General features: G+C 40.4%; 10 protein-coding genes. 2 read left to right on the top strand and 8 right to left on the bottom strand.

Features of this window, described 5'->3' with window-relative positions; all coding sequences use genetic code 11:
- Positions 1-47 precede the first annotated feature (47 nt).
- From oppF to AB6N04_RS06295, 7 genes are all read right to left on the bottom strand, one after another.
- Positions 48-1,049, bottom strand: a complete 1,002-nt coding sequence (gene oppF, locus AB6N04_RS06325; protein ID WP_369311044.1) for a murein tripeptide/oligopeptide ABC transporter ATP binding protein OppF — start codon at positions 1,047-1,049, stop codon at positions 48-50.
- Positions 1,046-2,035: an ABC transporter ATP-binding protein gene (locus tag AB6N04_RS06320; RefSeq protein WP_369311043.1), complete on the bottom strand. Its 990-nt coding sequence runs from the start codon at positions 2,033-2,035 to the stop codon at positions 1,046-1,048. The genes oppF and AB6N04_RS06320 overlap by 4 nt, the downstream gene beginning before the upstream one ends.
- 11 nt (positions 2,036-2,046) lie before the next feature.
- The gene (gene oppC, locus AB6N04_RS06315; RefSeq protein ID WP_369311042.1) at positions 2,047-2,955 is read right to left on the bottom strand and encodes an oligopeptide ABC transporter permease OppC; all 909 of its coding nucleotides are present in this window, start codon (positions 2,953-2,955) and stop codon (positions 2,047-2,049) included.
- A 12-nt stretch (positions 2,956-2,967) separates the two neighbouring features.
- On the bottom strand, positions 2,968-3,888 hold the full coding sequence (gene oppB, locus AB6N04_RS06310) for an oligopeptide ABC transporter permease OppB (RefSeq protein ID WP_369311041.1): 921 nt from the start codon (positions 3,886-3,888) through the stop codon (positions 2,968-2,970).
- A 67-nt stretch (positions 3,889-3,955) separates the two neighbouring features.
- Positions 3,956-5,596 (bottom strand): oligopeptide ABC transporter substrate-binding protein OppA, encoded by a 1,641-nt coding sequence (oppA, locus tag AB6N04_RS06305; RefSeq protein ID WP_369311040.1) that lies wholly within the window; start codon positions 5,594-5,596, stop codon positions 3,956-3,958.
- Between the two features lie 90 nt (positions 5,597-5,686).
- Positions 5,687-7,249 carry an ABC transporter substrate-binding protein gene (locus AB6N04_RS06300; RefSeq protein WP_369312011.1) on the bottom strand — a complete coding sequence of 521 codons (1,563 nt, stop codon included), beginning with the start codon at positions 7,247-7,249 and terminating at the stop codon, positions 5,687-5,689.
- 610 nt (positions 7,250-7,859) lie between these two features.
- Positions 7,860-8,504, bottom strand: coding sequence for a YchE family NAAT transporter (locus AB6N04_RS06295; protein WP_369311039.1), 645 nt, complete (start codon positions 8,502-8,504; stop codon positions 7,860-7,862).
- A 606-nt stretch (positions 8,505-9,110) separates the two neighbouring features.
- On the opposite strand from AB6N04_RS06295, the gene adhE reads away from it, so the two are divergent.
- Positions 9,111-11,819 carry a bifunctional acetaldehyde-CoA/alcohol dehydrogenase gene (adhE, locus tag AB6N04_RS06290; protein ID WP_369311038.1) on the top strand — a complete coding sequence of 903 codons (2,709 nt, stop codon included), beginning with the start codon at positions 9,111-9,113 and terminating at the stop codon, positions 11,817-11,819.
- A 185-nt stretch (positions 11,820-12,004) separates the two neighbouring features.
- Here adhE and AB6N04_RS06285 read toward each other — a convergent pair whose 3' ends face one another.
- Positions 12,005-12,634, bottom strand: a complete 630-nt coding sequence (locus AB6N04_RS06285) for a thymidine kinase (protein WP_369311037.1) — start codon at positions 12,632-12,634, stop codon at positions 12,005-12,007.
- A 528-nt stretch (positions 12,635-13,162) separates the two neighbouring features.
- On the opposite strand from AB6N04_RS06285, the gene AB6N04_RS06280 reads away from it, so the two are divergent.
- Positions 13,163-13,570, top strand: a complete 408-nt coding sequence (locus tag AB6N04_RS06280; RefSeq protein ID WP_369311036.1) for an H-NS family nucleoid-associated regulatory protein — start codon at positions 13,163-13,165, stop codon at positions 13,568-13,570.
- The last annotated feature ends 344 nt before the right edge of the window (positions 13,571-13,914 follow it).

The raw sequence follows: 13,914 nt of genomic DNA, 5'->3' as shown, positions 1-13,914 counted from the left end.
CAGAGCTTATCAACTCTGCTTTTAGCATTAATTATGATTGACCAACATTAAAGTGGATCAATTTTCAAACAAGATACCGCATGTTTAAAGCTACCTTCTAGTAATGGACGTGTTTTTGCACACCCTTCATCCGCCAATGGGCAACGCGTTCTGAACACACAACCTGAAGGTGGGTTAATTGGCGACGGCAATTCCCCTTCCAATAATTCAATCGTTTTATTTTTTTCCTTGTTAGGATCAGGCACAGGAACCGCTGACATAAGTGCCCGTGTATAAGGGTGCAAGGGGTTATTATAGACCTCGTCATAAGTCCCCAACTCCACAGCATGCCCGAGATACATCACTAAAACACGATCGGAAATATGCTTTACTACCGCCAAATCATGGGCAATAAATATCAGCGATAATTTCATTTCACGTTGTAATTCTTGCAGTAAATTCACCACCTGAGCCTGAATGGATACATCCAACGCTGAGACAGGTTCATCACAAATTACCAATTTGGGCTCTAATATCAACGCCCTTGCAATCCCAATCCGTTGGCATTGCCCCCCAGAAAATTCGTGTGGATAACGGTTAATCAAGTTTGGCAATAACCCCACACGCATCATCATCCCTTTTACTTTTTCAGTAATTTGCGATTGTGGCATTTTAGGGTGATAGGTTTTTAGCGGCTCAGCAATGATGTCACCAATAGTCATTCGCGGATTCAATGATGCCAGTGGATCTTGGAAAATCATTTGAATATCGCTACGTACATTCCGCCACTCTTTATCCGTTTTACCTAATAAATTTTGCCCTAACCAACTAACGGTACCATCTGTCGCTTTAACTAAGCCAATCAATGCTCGGGCAAACGTGGATTTTCCACAACCAGATTCACCCACGACACCCAGCGTTTCCCCTTCGTATAATCGAAGTGTGACACCATCCACCGCTTTTAAGCTTTTGTCTGGTTGCCAAAACCATTGTTTTTTATCCCTAATGGAAAAATGAACTTTTAGATCATTCACTTCTAATAAGACAGGCCTATTTTCATGGTTCGTCATACCAATTCCTCCATAGGCTTAAAGCAGGCACGCAGACGAGTTTGCGCAAATGATGATAAAGCGGGTTCGCTTTCCACACACTGCTGCGTTGCATATTGGCAGCGCGGTGAGAATGGGCAACCTTTGGGTAATCTCAGTAAATTTGGCGGGTTGCCAGGGATCGTCGCAAGGCTTTGATCGTCCCCATCAAGACGAGGCACTGCCGCGAGTAAGCCAAGTGAATAAGGATGAGATGGCTGGTAGAAAATATCGTTTGCTGTACCATACTCCATGGTACGCCCTGCATACATAACCAACACTTTATCACACACGCCGGCAACAACCCCAAGGTCATGGGTGATCAAAATAATTGCCGTATCAAACTCATCTTTCAGTTCATTCAGTAATGTCATGATTTGAGCTTGTACCGTCACATCTAACGCAGTGGTAGGTTCATCCGCGATCAGCAATTTTGGTTGGCACAACAATGCCATCGCAATCATGACGCGTTGGCGCATCCCTCCTGAAAACTCATGGGGATACATATTCATACGTTTACGTGCTTCTGGCATTTTTACCGCGTCCAGCATTTTCACTGACGCTTCAAATGCTTCACTTTTCCCCATGCCTTTATGTAACATCAGTACTTCAGATAACTGCGTACCAATTTTCAAATAAGGGTTAAGGGAGGTCATCGGGTCTTGGAAGATCATCGCAATTTCTTCAGCCCGCATCCGGTTTAATTCTTTTTCTTTTAGATTAAGAATTTCGCGACCATTAAACATCGCTGAGCCATTAATCCGACCATTTTTTGCCAGCAACCCCATTAAAGCGAACGCCGTTTGTGATTTCCCTGAACCAGACTCCCCCACAATACCTAAGGTTTCCCCTGCTCGCAGATCGAAATTAAGTTTATTGACTGCGGTAACATCGCCATCTTGGGTGGAAAAGATCACACTCAAATCTTTAACCGATAACAGAGGGCTTTTAGATGAATTCATTGACATAACATTTCCCTCTAGCGGTCTTTCGGGTCGAGAGCATCACGTAAGCCATCGCCGATAAAATTAAAACAAAACAACGTGATAACTAGGAAACCTGCGGGGATCAATAACAACCAAGGCGTCACTTCCATGGAGTTTGCCCCATCACTCAGTAAAGCGCCCCAACTACTCAGTGGCTCTTGCGTCCCTAACCCAAGAAAGCTTAAAAACGATTCAAATAAAATCATACTTGGCACTAATAGTGATGCATAAACTACCACCACACCCAGTACATTTGGCACAATATGGCGCAAAATAATATGGCGTGTGCTCACACCACAGACTAGCGCCGCTTCAATAAACTCTTTGCGCTTTAAGCCCAACGTTTGTCCCCGTACAATACGTGCCATATCAAGCCAAGATACCATACCAATCGCGACGAAAATCAATAAGATATTGGTACCAAAAAGGGTGACTAATAAGATCACAAAGAACATAAATGGAAATGAATTAAGAATTTCCAATAAGCGCATCATGACAGAGTCGACTTTTCCCCCGACATAGCCTGCCAGTGAACCATATAATGTCCCCACGATCACCGCCACCAACGCCGCTGCGACACCGACCATAAGCGAGATACGTCCTCCAATAGCAACTCGGACCAATAAATCACGCCCAGAAGCATCTGTACCAAAATAGTGCCCCGTTGCCATATCAGGTGGCATGGACATCATCTCCCAATCGGTATCGTCGTACAAAAATGGCGATAGCATCGGTGCAAAAATCACAAATAAAGTGATTAAGAATAAGATAAATAGGCTAAAAATCGCCGCCCGATTATGCATAAAACGCCGGCGCGCATCCTGCCATAAACTGCGCCCTTCAATATCCAGTTGCTCTGAAAAATTCGCCAGAGCTTCACTATTTTTTTGATTCGAAATCATAGTGTTCTCCTTTTAATAGCGAATTTTCGGATCAATGACGGCATACAGCACGTCAACGATGGCATTAAACGTAATCGTTAGTACCCCAACTAAAATAGTTAAACTCAATACTAAAGAGTAATCACGATTTAGGGCACCATTAACGAATAATTGACCAATCCCCGGTAAGCCAAAGATGGTCTCAATCACCATAGACCCAGTAATGATCCCGACAAATGCTGGTCCCATATAGGAAAGCACTGGGAGTAACGCAGGTTTTAAGGCATGACGCAGAATAATAGTTCTTAACGGCAAGCCTTTAGCCCGTGCAGTACGAATAAAGTTTGAATGCATAATTTCTATCATTGAGCCGCGCGTAATTCGGGAAATACTGGCGATATAAGCTAAGGATAATGCCACCATCGGTAATATCATGTGTTTAAGATTGCCGCCGTCCCACCCCCCGCCGGGAAGCCATTTTAAATGAATGGCAAATATCAGCACCAAAAGTGGTGCCACCACAAAGCTTGGGATAACAACCCCCGTCATGGCAAACCCCATAACGGTAAAATCCCATTTTGTATTTTGGTTAAGAGCAGCAATAACCCCTGCGGTGACGCCAAATAGTACGGCGACCACAAAAGCCGTTGCGCCTAATTTGGCCGAAACGGGAAACGCTTTAGCCACCAAATCATTCACGCTGTAATCTTTATACTTAAATGAAGGCCCAAAGTCGCCTTGTGAGAGTTGGAGCAGATAGTTGAAATACTGCTTATACATCGGGTCATTTAAATGATATTTGGCTTCAATATTTGCCATGACTTCTGGGGGTAGCTTACGTTCCCCTGTAAATGGGCTACCCGGCGCTAAGCGCATCATAAAAAATGAGATGGTAATGAGAATTAAAAGAGTCGGGATCGCCTCAAGCACTCGACGCAAAATAAATTTCAGCATTGCTCGTTCCTACTTCTATTGCCCATTAGGCTAATATCTGGCTCCTTACGGAGCCAGAGCATTGTTATTAGTGTTTGATAATATACAAGTCTTTAGTATGCAAGTTATCTAATGGGTCTTTACCGCTATAACCACCAACATATGGTTTCACCAAACGGGTGTTAACATAGTAGTAAAGCGGCACAATTCCTGAGTCTTTATCAAGTAATTGCTCAGCTTGCTGGTATAGCGCCGCACGCTCTTCATCCGTTTTGACTTGTAATGTTTTCTTCATCACTGCGTCGAAATCTGTGTTTTTATAGTGAACGGTATTGTTACTGCTGTAGGAAAGTAACATGTTTAGGAAGGAAGACGGTTCATTATAGTCCGCACACCACCCCGCACGAGCCACATCGTAGTTACCTTGATGTCGGCTATCCAAGAAGGTCTTCCATTCTTGGTTTTCTAATTTAACGTCAGCACCGATATTTTTCTTCCACATCGAAGAGGCTGCGATTGCAATACGTTTATGCAGATCTGACGTGTTATACAATAAATTGAATTTTAGTGGATTTGCTTTGTTATAACCTGCTTCTTCCAGCAACTGTTTCGCTTTTTCATTTCGCTGTTCTTGGGTCATATTGGCGTACCAATCGGGCTTTTCAGTTTTCATACCGCTGGTGAATGGCGGAGTAAAACCATAAGCGGGAATATCACCCTGTGCTTTCACTTTATAGGTGATGGTATCTCTGTCCATGGATAGTTTTAACGCTTCACGCACCCGTGGATCATTAAATGGCGGTTTTTCGTTATTAATCTCATAATAATAAATACACAGATAAGGATTCACACGTAACTCATTTGGCATATTTTGTTGTAAGCTTTTAAATTGCTCAATCGGTAAGTTACTGTATGTCATATCAATTTCGCCACTACGATAGCGATTTACATCGGTCACCTCAGATGAAATAGGTAAGAAAGTGACTTGGTCAATGATGGTGTTTGCATTATCCCAATATGTCGGGCTGCGCTCTAACACAATGCGTTCATTAACAGTCCAATCTTTCAATTTATAGGCACCATTGCCAACAAAGTTTTGTGGTTGTGTCCATTTAGCACCATTTTTTTCGATCACTTTTTTATTCACAGGTGACATGGATGAGTGAGCTAATAACTTCGGAATATAAGGTACCGCTTCACTGAGGGAAATCACTAGCGTTTTATCATCAAGGGCTTTAACGCCAAGCTCTTGTGGTTTTTTCTTACCTGCAATAATGTCGTCAACATTTTTGATATGTGCATATTGTAGATAGCTTGCATATGGAGAAGCGGTATCCGGATCGGCTAAGCGTTGCCAGCTATAAACAAAGTCTTCAGCCGTGACAGGGTCACCATTTGACCATTTTGCGCCATCCCGAATTTTAAAAGTCCATTCGGTGAAGTCTTTGTTTTCCCAACTGGTTGCTGAGCCAGGCAAAATTTCACCATCTGGCCCCACGATGGTGATACCTTCAAACAGATCTCTTGCTAACGCCGATTCTGGTACCCCCTCGATTTTGTGTGGATCCAAAGACTGTGGCTCTGAACCATTGTTTCGCACCATCACTTGTTTTTCAGCAAGTTCAACACCCGCAGGAACAGTCGCAGCAAAACTGGTTGCGATTGACCCCATAGCTAACCCAGCAGTGACGCTAAGCGCAATAATCGATTTATTGATTAATTTACTCATCTGATCGGTTACTCCCATACATATTTATTATGATTGTGTGTCGATGCATGTTTACCTTAAAGGTAAACACTTTTTATAATTATTTGGATATTATTTATTAGGTTCACTTATATATAACCGCTTAATATCCGTATAATCAAGGGGGTCTTTACCTTTAAATCCACCAACGGTGGGTTTTATCATACGTGCGCTGACGCGATAATAGACAGGAACTAACGCCGAGTCCTTGTCTAGCAAGGCTTCAGCTTGCTGATAAATCTGATGACGCGCTTGGTCAGTTGGTGCAGTCAAGGCTTGCTCGAGTAATGCATCGAATGCTGCATTTGAATAGAAACCTGTATTATTGCTGTTATCCGTTAGCATCATATTTAAAAATGCGGTGGGTTCGTTATAATCAGCACACCATGTCGCCCTTGCCACATCATATTGCCCTTCATGGCGACTTTGCAGCGACGTTTTCCATTCCTGATTTTGCAAAGTGACCTGGGCACCTATATTTTTTTGCCACATAGAAGCGGCAACAATAGCTTGCTGCTTATTTTGATCGGATGTGTTGTATAACAAAGAGAATTTCAGCGGGTTTTCTTTATTATAGCCTGCTTCTGCCAGTAGTGACCTCGCCCTTTGATAACGTTGCTCAGCCGATAAACTCGCCCATTCCGGTTTAAGAAAGTTGCCATTATTAATAAACGTCGGGGTAAACCCATAAGCCACCGTTTGCCCTTGATTAATAATTTTATTCGTAATAGTTTCCCTATCTAATCCTAATTTAATGGCCTCCCTGACACGTGGGTCATTAAATGGTGGTCGTTTATTATTGATTTCATAATAAAACGTGCACAAATAAGGACGAACATAAAGCTCATTGGGCCTTTCTTGCTTCATTTTTTGATAAAGTACGGGCGGAATAGCTGAGTTAGTGATATCCGTTTCTCCACTGCGATAACGGTTAATATCACTGACTTCTGAAGAAATGGAGAGGAAAGTTGCTTGGTCTATCTGACTTTGTTTGTTATTCCAATATAAGGGATTGCGTTTTACAACAATGCGCTCGTTAACGACCCACTTATCCAGTAAATACGCACCATTACCGACAAAATTCTGAGGTTGAGTCCATTTATCCCCATATTTTTCCACCGTATGTTTATTCACCGGCTTCATTGCTGTGTGGGCAAGCATATCAACAAAATAAGGTACTGGATGGCTTAATGTGACCTGTAAATGATGGGGATCTAAAGCTTTAACACCTAATTCATTGACAGGCTTTTTACCTGCTAAAATTTCATTCGCATTTGCGACATAAGCATTCTGCAAGTAGCTTGAATAAGGTGAGCCTGTTGTTGGATCAGCGAGCCTTTGCCAACTGTAAACAAAATCCGCTGCCGTGACTGGCGTTCCATCGCTCCATTTTGCATCATCTCTAAGTGTAAAAACCCAAGTGATATAATTATCGTTTGTCCAACTCGTTGCAACACCTGGTGTGATTTTGCCATCAACATCCGTATAAACGAGACCTTCTAATAAATTCAAGATAATATTACTTTCGGGCACACCTTCCACTTTGTGAGGATCAAGGGAAGCGACTTCTGAACCGTTATTAATCACAATTGACTGTATTGGCTTGGCATCATCGGCGCTTACCGATAATGCCATAAAAAATAATGACAGTGCCCCAAAACCCATTGCCGTTCTTATCATTTTATCCCTCATGATTAGCAGATGGTGCTATAACATCTTTAGCAACCTTCTCAGTGATTGATCACACCCTTAGTTATCTAAACTTAGTTATCTAAACTTGGTTATCTAAACTTGGTTATCTAAACTTGGCTAACTTATCTTTTGAACACAAATAATTTAAACAATTAATTAACATTAATTAGCTGAAAAATGACTATTAACCCTAAAATAACTCAGTGAATCTATATTTAACCCATTATAATTCAATCAATTACAAACAGCCTCGTTATATGATATAGCACAGAGCTGTTCCTTCCCTCCAAACATATCATTAACAAACACCAATTAAAATAGTGAATAAATTTATGTAGCTCACAATTCCTTACTTTTTATTCCTAATTTAGAAAAAAATGCGACATTTAATTACAGATATCATTATTGCTATTGGAGATTGTTTTTTGAAAACGCGGTGAATAGACGAAATATTCTACTGTTAAATACAATAATACTGTCGATGGGAAACGAGAATTTAATCTCAGCGTCGCTGCCAGCAAAATGCATAACAGCGACATTGGAAAGAAATGGCTTAGAGTAAACCGGGGAAAAGTGCTTTTACGCCTGTAACGATAAATTCAATACCTAACGACATCAACAAAAGCCCCATAATACGAGTGACAACGTTGATCCCCGTTTGCCCTAAATAACGCACTAATAATGATGCAGAGCGGAATAATAACCAACAACAAAAAGCAAAGAAAATACTGGTTAAGGCTAGACCTAAAAAATTCTGCCAACCGTGCCACCTTGATGACCAAACAATACAAGAGCTTATCGCCCCTGGCCCAGCCATCAGTGGTAGTGCTAAAGGCACAACACCAATACTATCCCGAATAGCCGTTTCCGTTTTTTCTTGTTTGTTCTGCTTATCTTCACCAATTTTCCCACTGATCATCGACATCGCAATAGTGACTATCAAAATCCCTCCGGCAATTCGGAACGAGTCAATAGAAATCCCAAACAACTGCAAGATTGAATCGCCAATTAATAATGAAATACATAAAATAATGGCAACGGATGTATTAGCAATCGTATTAGTTTTATTTCTCCCTGCATTACTTTGGTAGTTAGTCATACTGATAAACACAGGTAAAATACCGACAGGGTTTACCAACGCAAATAGACCGATAAAAAATTTAATGTAGCCCGATAAATCAAGTAATGCAGCACTCACCCATTCATTTCCTTAAATAACTCTTGCCAAGGGCTGTTTATCTTTGCGGCTATTTTTGACCGCTAAAAAAGTCAATAAATAATCCAAAAATAGCTTTAACTCGAATAAAAATTGACCATCAAAAATAAACAGCCCCTAGCGATTAATTGATGTCTAATCTAATTTTATCACCGATATCACGGATTTCCTTGCGCAAGGTACTATTTTCTTTAAATGTCTCTTTTTACCTCTTTTTTTGTTATCTTTATTTTCAATTTCGACGTATTTAGCTTACTTATGCAAAAATTAATTAATACCGCCCCAACACTTTTTCAAACTGTACAAAAATAGCCGTGCTGAAAGGTGTCAGCTTGCTATTTTCGTGACTTAGATCACTTTATTTAATTCCTGTTTTGTTAATCTATCCTTAACTGATAGACCGAGTTAACGATGAACAATTCATCAGTAATTCACCTTTTTACAAGGTTTTTAAGCCAATAGGCGATGATGAGCTACGTTATTATTAATATTATCTATACTTTCTTTTTTAAGCGGTCTTTTTAAACCGATTTATGGATACATTGCTCATTGGCTTAAAAAGTTTAACATTTATCAGGAGTAATCTATATGTCCGTAACTAACGTTACCGAACTCAATGAACTCGTTGCTCGTGTCAAAAAAGCTCAACGCGAATTCGCTAGTTTTTCACAAGAAAAAGTAGATGAAATATTCCGTGCTGCTGCCCTCGCTGCCGCTGATGCTCGTATCCCTCTAGCAAAACTCGCTGTTGAAGAGTCTGGAATGGGTATTGTTGAAGATAAAGTGATTAAAAACCACTTTGCTTCTGAGTATATCTATAATGCCTATAAAGATGAAAAGACCTGTGGTGTTTTATCTGAAGATCCAACCTTTGGTACTATAACAATCGCAGAACCTATTGGCATTATCTGTGGTATTGTGCCAACCACTAACCCAACATCAACGGCTATCTTTAAATCACTGATTAGTTTAAAAACCCGAAATGCCATTATTTTCTCGCCACACCCCCGCGCAAAAGTGGCAACAAATCGTGCGGCTGAGATCGTTCTCAACGCCGCTATTGCAGCTGGTGCACCAAAAGATATTATCGGTTGGATTGATGCCCCTTCTGTTGAACTCTCTAATGCTTTAATGCATCACCCGGATATCAACCTGATCTTAGCGACAGGTGGTCCAGGTATGGTAAAAGCGGCATACAGCTCAGGCAAACCTGCCATTGGTGTCGGTGCCGGTAATACGCCAGTGGTTATCGATGAAACTGCGGATATTAAACGTGCGGTTGCCTCTATTTTAATGTCCAAAACCTTCGATAATGGCGTTATCTGTGCATCAGAGCAATCAGTCGTTGTCGTGGATGAAATTTACAACCAAGTTCGTGAGCGCTTCGCAAACCATGGTGGCTATTTACTGCAAGGTAAAGAGTTGAAAGCTGTTCAAGATATCATCTTGAAAAATGGTAATTTAAACGCGGCTATCGTCGGTCAACCTGCTTACAAGATTGCGGAAATGGCAGGGATTACTGTTCCAACCACCACCAAGATTTTGATCGGTGAAGTCAAGCTGATCGATGAGTCAGAACCATTTGCTCATGAAAAACTCTCTCCGTTGTTAGCCATGTATCGCGGTAAAAATTTCGAAGATGCGGTAGCCAAAGCTGAGCAACTCGTTGAAATGGGCGGTATTGGTCACACATCATGTTTATATACAGACCAAGATAATGAACATGCACGTGTTAACTATTTTGGCCAAAAAATGAAGACGGCACGTATTTTGATCAATACGCCAGCTTCACAAGGTGGTATTGGCGATCTATACAACTTCAAATTAGCACCATCGCTCACGCTGGGCTGCGGTTCTTGGGGGGGGAACTCTATCTCTGAAAACGTGGGTCCTAAACATCTGATTAATACCAAAACTGTGGCGAAGAGAGCTGAAAATATGTTGTGGCATAAACTTCCAAACTCAATCTACTTCCGCCGTGGCTGTTTACCTATTGCCCTTGAAGAGATTGCGACTGATGGTGCAAAACGTGCATTTATCGTCACCGATGGCTACTTATTCAATAATGGCTATGTGGATGAAGTAGTTAATGTCCTTAAAAAACACCATATTGAAACGGATGTTTTCTTTGAAGTGGAAGCTGACCCAACCTTAACGGTTGTCCGTAAAGGTGCAGCACAAATGCAAGCTTTCCAACCGGATGTCATCATCGCATTAGGGGGCGGTTCCCCTATGGATGCGGCGAAAATCATGTGGGTCATGTACGAACACCCAGAAACCCATTTTGAAGAACTCGCATTACGCTTTATGGATATTCGTAAACGTATTCACCGTTTCCCGAAAATGGGTGTAAAAGCCAAATTAGTCGCGATCACTACTACATCCGGCACAGGTTCTGAAGTCACCCCATTCGCGGTTGTCACCGATGATAAAACCGGGCAAAAATACCCATTAGCTGACTATGCGTTAACGCCGAATATGGCAATTGTTGATGCCAATCTTGTCATGAACATGCCAAAATCGTTAACGGCATTTGGTGGTTTAGATGCAGTCACGCACGCATTAGAGGCTTATGTGTCGGTATTGGCCAACGAATTTACTGATGGTCAAGCATTGAAAGCATTAAGCTTACTAAAAGATTATTTACCTGCAAGTTATCATGAAGGTGCCAAAAACCCTGTAGCAAGAGAGCGTGTGCATAATGGTGCCACCTTAGCTGGTATTGCCTTTGCTAACGCCTTCTTAGGGGTATGTCACTCAATGGCTCATAAACTGGGCTCTGAGTTCCACATTCCTCATGGCTTAGCGAATGCCTTGTTAATTTGTAACGTTATTCGTTTCAATGCGAATGACAATCCAACAAAACAAACCGCATTTAGCCAATACGACCGCCCTCATGCACGCCGTCAATATGCTGAAATAGCCGACCATCTAGGGCTGACAAATGCAGGTGACCGTACAGGGGTTAAAATTGAGAAGCTGTTAGCGTGGTTGGATGAAATTAAAGCCGACTTAGGTATCCCTAAATCTATCCGTGAAACAGGCGTTTCCGAAGCTGATTTCTTGGCTCGCGTGGATAAACTTTCTGAAGATGCCTTTGATGACCAATGTACTGGTGCTAACCCACGTTATCCATTAATCTCTGAAATTAAACAGTTATTGCTAGATTCCTATTATGGTCGTGATTTTGTTGAACAGACAAGTACACCTGTAGCTGAAGTAAAAACTGAAAAGAAAGTTGTTGAAAAAAAAGCAGCAGCTAAGAAAGCCACTGCGAAAAATACTTCTAAAAAGTAATTGTTAGCGGTTATTAAATATAAAGGCACTGCCAATGCAGTGCCTTTATTGTTTCATATGCTAAATAATGATAAATAATGATAAATACCGTCGTATATTCGATAGTTTAAACGCCGTTCCCCTCATTAGTAGGCATACACCTATTGTTAAAATAGTTTTCCTTTCACTCCCCATATTATTTTCTGTTAATTGAAGTGAATCGCTTTTTTAGGAATAGTCCCTGCATTCATTAATTTAGCTTGTTCTATTGCATCTGAATAATGCTTACGACACACAGAGATGTACTTCTCATTCCCCCCGATATCCACCTGAGCTCCTTCATAAACGGGGATACCATCACTCCCTATACGTAATACCTTATTCGCCTTACGACCACAGTAACAGACCGTTTTTAGTTCAACCAATTTATCAGCCCAAGCAAGCAAATATTGGCTCCCCTCAAATAACTGACCTGCAAAATCGGTGCGCAATCCATAACATAAAACAGGAATATCACAGTTATCTACGATATCGCATAATTGTTCTACTTGTTGTTTCGTTAAAAATTGACACTCATCAATAAGAACACAATGTACTTTTTGTTCGCTATTTTCGCGTCTAATAACCTCTGCCATATTCGTTGATGGCGAGAATAACAAAGCTTCAGCTGATAGCCCAATACGCGAAGAGACCTTCCCCTGAGCAAAGCGATTATCAATTTCTGCTGTGAATATCAACGTGCGCATCCCTCTTTCGTTGTAGTTATACGACGACTGTAACAAAGACGTTGATTTACCCGCATTCATCGCTGAATAATAAAAATAAAGCTGAGCCATCTAGCTGTTTCCTCAAAAATTATATTCAAAATAATTTTATCATAAAACATATCCTTAGATTAACAATAACTACCCTGTGTTACTTTACTTATTGAAAATTTAACTCTTTTTACGTAAATATATCTGTATTTTATACTTATAATGATTATCTTATATGCAATAAAAACCTATTTGGTATTAACGATAAACAGTTTGCTAAAGCACGTTACGACAAAAAATCTCATCAAAAAAAGAAAATTTAAGTTAATCCTCAACATCAGTTCATTTTGAGTAAAAGTAAAAAAAAAATTTTTCACTCGTTTTACAGAATATTAAGTTAGTCAGTTTTTCCATATTGCTATTTTTTCATTAGTTCAGTTATTGATAATAGTGGATATATATCTACGAAAATTTTATATTTCTTCTGTAAAAAAATTGCATTCGCTAAAGATTACTTTTAAACTAGGGGCGTAATTAGCTATTGCAGAATTTAAAATAGCATTCTATTATTACTGTACACATGCCAACAAATAATTTGAGACCAGGAAAATGAGCGAACCATTAAAAGCGTTAAATAACATCCGTACTCTTCGTGCTCAAGCTCGCGAAGTGACTTTAGAATCTTTAGAAGAAATGCTGGAAAAATTAACGGTCGTTGTTGAAGAACGTCGTAGTGAAGAAAACCAAGCTCGTGCTGAATTAGAAGAACGTAACCGTAAATTGGAAAAAGTTCGTGAAATGATCCTTGAGCAAGGTGTCGATTTAAATGACCTTCTGCAAACAATGGATTCTGGTAAAGCGACAGGCACACGCGCTAAACGTGCTGCGCGCCCTGCTAAATATAAATATGTTGATGAGAACGGCGAAACTAAAACGTGGACTGGCCAAGGCCGTACACCTGCTGTAATCAAAGCTGCTATTGATGCAGGTAAATCTTTAGACGATTTCTTAATCTAATCGCCTGAAGCCTTATTCTAAACACCCTTTTTAAAAGGGTGTTTTTATTTGAAGCCCTATATAATACTTTATATTATCCTTTCGCTAACAATACCCTCTCCCATATAAAACACACATTGTGGTTTCTTAACATGCGTATTCTACAGTGTTCAAATAACTACACTCTTAAATATCCGATAGTAAAGAAATGTAATCTTAATTAAAAATAATTAGGTGTATAGACAAGTGGTTATTGGCCAGGTCAGGCTCCTATTTTTAATACGTAAGTCTCAAAAAACCTAATGCCCTGATTGTTGCATCTGTAGTGTCATATATACTACTTAACACTTAGCCGCTCCTATTAA

The organism is Providencia rettgeri, assembly GCF_041075285.1.
GTDB lineage: Bacteria > Pseudomonadota > Gammaproteobacteria > Enterobacterales > Enterobacteriaceae > Providencia > Providencia rettgeri_G.
Note: the sequence above shows the minus strand (reverse complement) of the source record. Positions and strands in the feature narration are given on the sequence as shown.

Bases quoted from the DNA above. Each gene is read 5' to 3' on its own strand.
- AB6N04_RS06300 (WP_369312011.1), bottom strand. From the start codon at position 7,249: ATGGCATTATCGGTAAGCGCCGATGATGCCAAGCCAATACAGTCAATT.
- oppC (WP_369311042.1), bottom strand. From the start codon at position 2,955: ATGATTTCGAATCAAAAAAATAGTGAAGCTCTGGCGAATTTTTCAGAG.
- adhE (WP_369311038.1), top strand. From the start codon at position 9,111: ATGTCCGTAACTAACGTTACCGAACTCAATGAACTCGTTGCTCGTGTC.
- oppF (WP_369311044.1), bottom strand. From the start codon at position 1,049: ATGACGAACCATGAAAATAGGCCTGTCTTATTAGAAGTGAATGATCTA.
- oppA (WP_369311040.1), bottom strand. From the start codon at position 5,596: ATGAGTAAATTAATCAATAAATCGATTATTGCGCTTAGCGTCACTGCT.
- AB6N04_RS06280 (WP_369311036.1), top strand. From the start codon at position 13,163: ATGAGCGAACCATTAAAAGCGTTAAATAACATCCGTACTCTTCGTGCT.
- AB6N04_RS06320 (WP_369311043.1), bottom strand. From the start codon at position 2,035: ATGTCAATGAATTCATCTAAAAGCCCTCTGTTATCGGTTAAAGATTTG.
- oppB (WP_369311041.1), bottom strand. From the start codon at position 3,888: ATGCTGAAATTTATTTTGCGTCGAGTGCTTGAGGCGATCCCGACTCTT.
- AB6N04_RS06285 (WP_369311037.1), bottom strand. From the start codon at position 12,634: ATGGCTCAGCTTTATTTTTATTATTCAGCGATGAATGCGGGTAAATCA.